The sequence below is a fragment of the Phocaeicola sp. RTP21198st1_B8_RTP21198_201120 genome, from assembly GCF_040929485.1.
GTDB lineage: Bacteria > Bacteroidota > Bacteroidia > Bacteroidales > Bacteroidaceae > Phocaeicola > Phocaeicola dorei.
In genome coordinates, this window is record NZ_JBCOCI010000353.1 from 1 (window position 1) to 1,399 (window position 1,399).

The following is a 1,399-nucleotide window of genomic DNA, read 5'->3' on the forward strand; positions in this document are numbered from 1 at the left end:
GGATTATATAGATCGCAAATGCTATAAATTGTATATGGAGTTTACAAAGGAAAAAATTACTCCTTTGAAATATAAATTGAGACTTTGGACAGATAATGGAGGAACGGAGGGGAATAATTTTAAGGAATTAAATGGTAAAATCGGAAATGTTGAATATGAACAGCCTTATTATACTGTAGTAGAGGAATATGATGCTGTAAAACCGTATTTAAAGCATATTTATATTACACTTTATTTAGCTTATACATTTGAAGATTATACACTCAGCCCAGGCAATAGGTTGAAATATACAGTGGAAGGTACCCTGAATATGCAACGTGACCTGAATACGTTGATTCCGGATGAAGATCAACAAATTCAATGGGATTAAGTGATACTTGACAAATGATAAAGAGGTTGGCTCAAATTGTGCTTTGAATCAACCTCTTTATAACTATTAATTTAAAGGTGTAGGTGACGAAAATGGAGGCACTAATGACAAAATAGCTTTTTATCAATTTAGCAAAGAAGGTAAGTATGAACAAAGGTATGTCTTAAATTATGAAGCTGCTTCTGTGGGTGCAAACGGTGATACAAGGTCATATACTGTAGAATTAACTTCTTCGACTGGAGGAGAAAAGAGATTTATCATTGTGGAGAGTGAGGATGAGAACAACTTTCCTAATATGAGTGGAGCAAATACAATCGATGAACTGCTAAATAGTAAGACTGTTGCGGAGAGTGGTAAATTGAATCCTCCATTTGTTATGTCTAATGTCAAAACAGATGGTAAGGAGTATGTAACAGTTACCGATGTAGAATCTTCCGACAATCAGGTTGATGTAAAACTTAAAAGACGTGTAGCTAGATTTGATTTGCTGAATGATCCAACAGAATCGGGATTAGTGATCGATAAAGTATATATTAAGAATAGATACACTCAAGGATTCATAGGTGATGTAAGTGGTAGTGCAGGCAATATATCAGCTGATGTTCTGGAAATACCGGTAGCTGATTTAGCTAATGATGGGAAAAGTTTCTATCTTTATCCGACTCAGTTGACTTCAACTCTTGAGCAGAATGAAAAAACAGTAGTATGGGCTACCACTAAACTTGCCAATACCAATACAGAAGGTCCGACTCTTTATCTTAATCTTACTGCTGATATTAATGTGGAGGCTAACTATCTCTATCAGCTTAATACGAAAAAGATAGCTGGTTCTACAGGCTTTGATATTTCAGTAGAAGAATGGAAAGACGGAACTTCAATTGATTGGGTAACGATTGAGGACGGAATCTCCGTAATGGATGACAAAGCTACTATCATTGCTGGTACAGAGATTAAAGGGACTTATGTAAAGATTGCAGCTGATGCTGCAATGCCATATACTATAAAACGTGTTGTTACAGATTATAGCTC

1 protein-coding gene and 1 pseudogene are annotated in these 1,399 nt (G+C 35.5%); both read left to right on the plus strand.

Features of this window, described 5'->3' with window-relative positions; translation table 11 throughout:
• Positions 1-370, plus strand: a 370-nt coding sequence (locus AB5935_RS26215; RefSeq protein ID WP_368327895.1) for a BT_3044 domain-containing protein, incomplete at its 5' end; no start/stop codon positions are given.
• A gap of 184 nt (positions 371-554) precedes the next feature.
• A pseudogene (locus tag AB5935_RS26220) lies at positions 555-1,399 on the plus strand (hypothetical protein); the annotation flags it as partial.